Origin of the sequence: Enterococcus phoeniculicola ATCC BAA-412, assembly GCF_000407505.1 — a bacterium.
GTDB lineage: Bacteria > Bacillota > Bacilli > Lactobacillales > Enterococcaceae > Enterococcus_K > Enterococcus_K phoeniculicola.
Window position 1 is genome coordinate 483,009 of record NZ_ASWE01000004.1, and the last position, 6,296, is coordinate 489,304.

The 6,296-nt window shown below is 33.8% G+C and carries 6 protein-coding genes; 3 read left to right on the top strand and 3 right to left on the bottom strand.

Features of this window, described 5'->3' with window-relative positions:
* Positions 1-182 precede the first annotated feature (182 nt).
* A complete protein-coding gene (locus tag I589_RS16220) occupies positions 183-821 on the bottom strand; it encodes an FMN-dependent NADH-azoreductase (protein WP_010767397.1) in 639 nt (212 codons plus the stop codon).
* Between the two features lie 81 nt (positions 822-902).
* Here I589_RS16220 and I589_RS16225 point away from each other — a divergent pair, with 81 nt between their 5' ends.
* The gene (locus tag I589_RS16225) at positions 903-1,832 is read left to right on the top strand and encodes a helix-turn-helix transcriptional regulator (RefSeq protein ID WP_010767398.1); all 930 of its coding nucleotides are present in this window, start codon (positions 903-905) and stop codon (positions 1,830-1,832) included.
* Positions 1,833-1,953: 121 nt separating this feature from the next.
* Here the strand turns inward: I589_RS16225 and I589_RS16230 are convergent, their stop codons facing one another.
* Positions 1,954-2,934: a serine hydrolase domain-containing protein gene (locus tag I589_RS16230; RefSeq protein ID WP_010767399.1), complete on the bottom strand. Its 981-nt coding sequence runs from the start codon at positions 2,932-2,934 to the stop codon at positions 1,954-1,956.
* Between the two features lie 312 nt (positions 2,935-3,246).
* Positions 3,247-4,074: a LysR family transcriptional regulator gene (locus tag I589_RS16235; protein ID WP_010767400.1), complete on the bottom strand. Its 828-nt coding sequence runs from the start codon at positions 4,072-4,074 to the stop codon at positions 3,247-3,249.
* 146 nt (positions 4,075-4,220) lie between these two features.
* Between I589_RS16235 and I589_RS16240 the strand changes: the two genes are divergently transcribed.
* Together I589_RS16240 and I589_RS16245 are read left to right on the top strand one after the other, a co-directional pair.
* Positions 4,221-5,204, top strand: a complete 984-nt coding sequence (locus I589_RS16240) for a TDT family transporter (protein WP_010767401.1) — start codon at positions 4,221-4,223, stop codon at positions 5,202-5,204.
* A 506-nt stretch (positions 5,205-5,710) separates the two neighbouring features.
* Positions 5,711-5,890 (top strand): hypothetical protein, encoded by a 180-nt coding sequence (locus I589_RS16245; RefSeq protein WP_010767402.1) that lies wholly within the window; start codon positions 5,711-5,713, stop codon positions 5,888-5,890.
* The last annotated feature ends 406 nt before the right edge of the window (positions 5,891-6,296 follow it).

Here is a 6,296-nt window from a genome sequence, read left to right on the forward strand (position 1 = left end):
ATCAATAAAGCTTGTTTGAATAATAAAGAAAGGAAGAGTGATCACAACCCTCTTATCATTTAATTATGTTATTCAATCGATTTGAATTTAAAAAATATTTTTCTGAAATAATTGGTGATAAACAAGTTTTTTCAGCAATTAAAAAAAATAATCTACTTGAAAAATGAATAACATTGGATGGGTTAATCATAAAACTGATTCACCGTGGCTTCCATTTCTTCTGGCAAAAACTTTAATACTTCATCTGCTGAATACAAAGCCGTTCCTTGCGCTCTTACAATGTAAAATTTTTCAAAGCCCATAATTTCTGTGAACATTTCTTTCAGGAAATAATGAGAGAATTCTAGTGGGGTGTATCGATCGTTATTTGTATAAACTGAACCACTAGCTTGTAAATAAAGAAGCCTATAATCATCTGTCATAAGCCCAACAGAGCCAGTATCTGTGTATTTGAACGTTTCTCTAGCAATTAAAATATTATCTATATAGTCTTTTAGTCGTGAAGAAACATTGAAATTGTGCAATGGAGAAACGATAACTATTCGATGATGCTCTTTAAATTGAGCAAGTAAATCTGAGGAAGTTTTTGCAATTACTTCCTCAGAAGAAGTCAGTAACTCATGTTTTTGTTGCTTTTCCCAAACTCTTAAGAGCTGATTTTCCTCAATTCTTGGAATCATGGTATCGTAAAGTGTTAGATAAGTGAGATGCGCACTAGGAAATCTCTTGTGGAAAGCTGCTAAGAACACCTGCTGTAATTTAGCTGAATAGCTGTCTGTTTGTTTAAAATCGGGATGTGCATTAATCAATAATGTTTTCATATACGAACTCCTTTTCTTTTGGTAAACTAACTATAATATAAAAAGGTGTCAAAACACGTCACCTTTAAAAAAGGAGAGTAAATGAAAAAGGCAGAGAGACTTAATCAGGAATTATTATACTTACGTGATAAATCATTTTTTCAATTAAAAGAATTGATGGAAGAATTCTCAATCTCTAAACGTACCGCATTAAGAGATGTAGAAGAGTTAGAGTCAATGGGCCTAGCTTTGTATGTTGAAACTGGCAGATACGGTGGTTATCGTAAAATTAATCAAGGTCCTCTGATTCCTGTCTTTTTTAATGATAAGGAGATTCAAGCCATTTTTTTTGCATTAAATGCCTTGCATTTAGTGTCCAGTACGCCATTTCAAAAATCTTATGCGAACATTCAACATAAATTATTCGAGACAATGACTGTGCCACAGCAAGAAAGTATCTCTAAAATGTTAACGGCTGTTCATTATCATAATGTGGCGCCTGTACGCGAAATAGATAATCTTGAAGAAATTTTACAAGCAATATTAGAGGAAAAAGCCGTAGAGATGACTTATAGTCAGTACGAAAAAAATGATGTTCAAATTCAAATGTATGAATTGTTTTATAGAAATGGTATTTGGTTTACTAGTGCCTATGAGTTCAAAACAAAACAATGGGGTATCTATCGATGTGATTATATGTCAGAGCTGCGGATAAATGAAAAGGTGAGGACATTCTCAAAAGAAGAGCTAAAAAAGTTGGAAGAAAATTATGAACAAACCTACCATGATATTCCTTTTAGGTGTCGGCTAACAAGCTTTGGAAAAGAGTTGTTTTTAAAAAACAATTATCCAAATATGACATTAAAAATCGAAAATAATGTTCCTTATATTATTGGAGGATATAATCAAGAAGAGCTAGCCTATATGACGCATTATCTCATTTCACTGGGAAAGCACGTTATCATTGAAGAACCACAGCAGTTAAAAGACAGCTATAAGAAACAGCTGAAAGAACTACTGGACAAGTATTGATTGGCTATTCAATATAGAAGTAGAAACAAATCCCATAAGAGCGACTGCTCTTATGGGATTTGTTTCAGACTTTTGTTAATTATGGTTGTAGAATTTTCTGTTTGCTTCTCTGCTTCAGCGATTATCCTTCTAGTGCAGGAAGCAATTCGTCTCGTATAAACGCCACTCGATCGTATACATCGGCTTTGAATAGTGCAGTTATCGCAACGATAAGTTGTTGCTCGTGGTCGATATAAAGAATGTTTCCGCCATCTCCCATTGCCGCAATTATTGGTTTTTCAGCATCGATAATCCACCACAAATAGCCATAGGGCAGTTGTTCTTTTTCCCAAAAAGAGTGTACAGTCTGCATTTCTTTTAGCCACTTCTTTGGTATAATCTGGTGATCATTCCATCTTCCCTCATTTAAAATTAACTGACCGATTTTTAACAAATCATTTGGCGAAAGGGTTAATCCCCATCCACCAGCATTTAGTCCTGTCTCATCTTGAACCCAACCATTCAATTCAATAGAGCTATTGAATTCCATTTGTTCTTTTTCTGACTTCAATAAAAGAGGTTCTTCAACCTGTATACCTAAAGGGGTGAACAATTTTTCTTTGGCGAATGTTAAAACGTCTTTCTTTGTTACTCGAGTCAGGAGTGCTGAAACAAGATCTGGGCCAATTAATGGTGTGTAGCGAAATATACCTGTGGGGCTTTTTCTATCTAACTGTTTCAATGTAAATTCAGTCCAGTTTTTACTTTGAAAATAGCGTATATAGGTCTGCATATCCTCATTATATTTATAAGGGGTTGTCATAGTTAGTAAATTTTTTACGGTTATTTGATTAGTTGTTTCGCCACTAGTCGTCTGCAATTCAGGAAAATAACTAGCTAATGGTGTCACTACAAAATCGGGTGTTTCATTGGCTGCTACTCCCACCAGTAATGCGAGAATACTCTTGGTAACTGAATAGACGTGAGTTTTACTCATAGCATTGGAGCCATTGTAATAAGATTCGTGTAAACATTGCCCATTTTTTTGTACCACGATTCCAGTGATATTGTTATGTTTTGCTTTTATCGTTTCTTTTAAAGTATCCATTTTTTCTGTATTCAATTTATTTCCTCCGTTCCGAAGGCGCCTTCTATATTCAGAATATAGGCATTAAAAATGAGAATCAAGCCCAAATTAAAAATTTTTTTAAAGGTTTTTTTTATTTGTATGAAATAGCTGTTTACAAAAAATTGTAAGAGGAATATTTAAAAATGTGATTATTCGTTATTTTTTGAGTACTGTTTAACTCGCTAAAAGACACCTCTTAGTGAAGTAGACTAGAAAATTCCTATTCATAACAGAAGAAGAGAGGTATATAAAATGAGCCCAATTGATTTTCTGCTAATCAATTGAGCTACGTAAACTAGATCGTTTTTATTGTGTTGGCGTATGCATTGTTTGGATTATCCAGTGATAAATATCCGAGATTTCTTTTGAAAAGCTGTCAGTATTCTTGATAATGAACATACTGCGATAATTGGAAGAATCCTCCAGTGACTGCCAGTGAATCGACTTTGAGACAGATAGTTTAGAAATGATAGATTGTCCAATGTTATTTTCCAGTAATTTAAGTAAGACTTCATTATTATTTACATAGATGATTTTAGGCATTAGATGGTGTTCTTTTAAATAGATGTCATTAAAAAATCGAATCCCGGATTTTTCTTCTCGCAAAATCCAAAAAGGAGAATCTAAATTTCCAGCTAGAACAAGCTCATCTTTGAGTAGTAGTTCTTTATGAATAAAGTTTGTTGTGATAGGTTTTTCGTAGATACCTATGGAAGATTCATGCGTTTCTATCGCTCTAACAACATCTTCAGAATTCATCATTTGAATAGAAAAATCAACAAATGGAAATTGAGCAATCAAAGAGGGCATAAATTTTGGAAGAATATAAATTGCAACAGTATTGGAACAAGAAATGGTGCATTCTGTCTTGAAATTTTCCTTTTGAGTTACTTCTGAAAATATATCTGATAAGCCTTCCAGCGTTTGAAGAAGTTTAGGATATAAAAAATCTGCTTCTTTTGTGGGAGTAATCGTTTGTTTTCCTTTTCTGTGAAAAAGTTTTATGTTTAGATGTGTTTCCAGCTTACTTATTTGCATAGAAACAGTTGGCTGAGAAATAAATAATCTTTTGGCAGCTACACTGAAATTTCTTGTTTCATACACGACAATAAAAGTTTTAATCCATTCAATCATGAAAATTCCTCTCCTTTTTTATTCGAAAACCTAATAATATTTATTATGAAAACGAATTTTACAAATAGAAAATAGGACAGTACAATCATACTATAGACAAAATTAATTGAAAAGTAATTTTATAGTTTGGAAAGGAAGTTGTTCATGTGTTTCAAATATGTAAAAAAATTTTAAAAGAAATTCCAATTCCAATATGTGGTTTAATTTTGGGATTAGTTTCATTAGGGAATTTACTTTTTTCAGAAGGACTTTCTCTATTGGGCGATATTTATTGTTGGATAGGAATCATCATAATGTGTCTTATAGTTGTAAAAATAGGATTTACGATGAAGCATACGGTGCGTGCTTTAAATGATCCAGTTATTGCATCGGTTGCTCCCACATTTACTATGGCTTGGATGGTTATTTGTGTATTCCTTAGTCGATTATTTCCAAATCAGTCATTTATCCATTTTGTGTGGATAGGCGCGATACTGTTGCATGTTTTATTGATGATTTATTTTTTCGTAGTTCATATATTTCCAGTAAAAATCGAATTAGAAGATATTTATCCAAGCTGGTTTATCACGTTTGTAGGAATTGGGGTCATCCCCAATACATCCGAGCTGTTTATTAAAGAATGGGGACAGGTCGTTATTTGGATAGCTCTAGCTTTGTACGTTAGTTTATTACCTATTATTTTTGTTCGGCTTTTAAAAAAAGAACTACATGAGTCAACGATTCCACTAGTAACAATCATGACAGCACCGGGTTCTTTATGTTTATCAGGCTATTTATCAATAGGAGGAAACAAATCCCTTTTTTTGATTGGAGTACTTCTCGTTCTTTCACAAGGAATCTATGTATGTACTCTCTTTTTTTTGAGAAACATGTTAAAAATTCCATTTTATCCTAGTTATGCTGCGTTTACGTTTCCATTAGTCATTTCTGCAACGGCAATACACAAAATTTATTTATTTTTGCCAGAAGTACCGAGTTTCACTACGATTTTAAAAGGAATAACTATTATTGAAACCATTATAGCAGTCTTGGTTGTATCGTATGTTCTTATTCGATATATCCTCTTTTTATGGCAGCAAGCGGTAAGAATAGTTGTTCAAGAAAAGTCAGAAGTAGAAGTGGAGCCATGAGATTGTAAGAATTAACAAAATGTGTAAATCTACGGGTTCATTTCCACGTTGTTCGATTTTCACGGAGGACATATTTCAATTTATAGTATCCATCTTTTTAAGTTTGATTCGCTTTGTTGAAATTGGACTCTTATATATTATCGAAAATCTTTAAAGAGTAGAGGAGAAAAGTGATTTTTTTATCCGCTCCCCTAAAGTTTGGTAAGATATAGGTAACTAAACACAATCAGTTGAAAAGTGTAAAAAATAAGCTAAATCTAGTGAGTAAGATATTCTGTAGGATACCTGATTCATTGGATTTAGTTTTTTTCAACTATCGTACAAAGGTAGAGGGGATAGTTTAATTTCGGGTAATGATTGGGAGAAATAAGATTTTTTTATGATGATTTATGATACACTAAATAAAATATATTGAAGATGGTTGTCAATAATACATAGATATTTTTCAAATTTACAAGGTTTATTTATTGTAAGCGATTAATATTTCTTAGAAAGGAGACTGAGAATTGAAAAAATATGGAGTTGGTTTTATTTTATTTTCCATCTTTCTTCTACTTATATTACCTCGACTTATTTTTCCTGAGGGAAATGAAGTTGATTCCACTGGGTTGGTCAATACGATTCGCTTTACAGCTCTTGCGCTAATAATTGCCGCAATCGGAATAAAACTCGCCTTTAAAAAGTAGATGAGGTCAGGACAAAAGCGCGTTCAGCTCCGAGAACCAAATAGGTGTGCTTTTCGCTCTCAACAACTCTAGCACGATCTGTGCGTAGAAGATGATGAGAGCGAAACGAAGTGGAGACCTTCAACTCAAGCATGTCCCATGCGTAGAAGTGATGAGAGCGAAACGAAGTAGAGACCTTCAACTCAAGCATGTCCCATGCGTAGAAGATGATGAGAGCGAAACGAAGTGGAGACCTTCAACTCAAGCATGTCCCATGCGTAGAAGATGATGAGAGCGAAACGAAGTGGAGACCTTCAACTCAAGCATGTCCCATGCGTAGAAGATGATGAGAGCGAAACGAAGTGGAGACCTTCAACTCAAGCATGTCCCATGCGTAGAAGATGATGAGAGCGAAACGAAGTGGAGA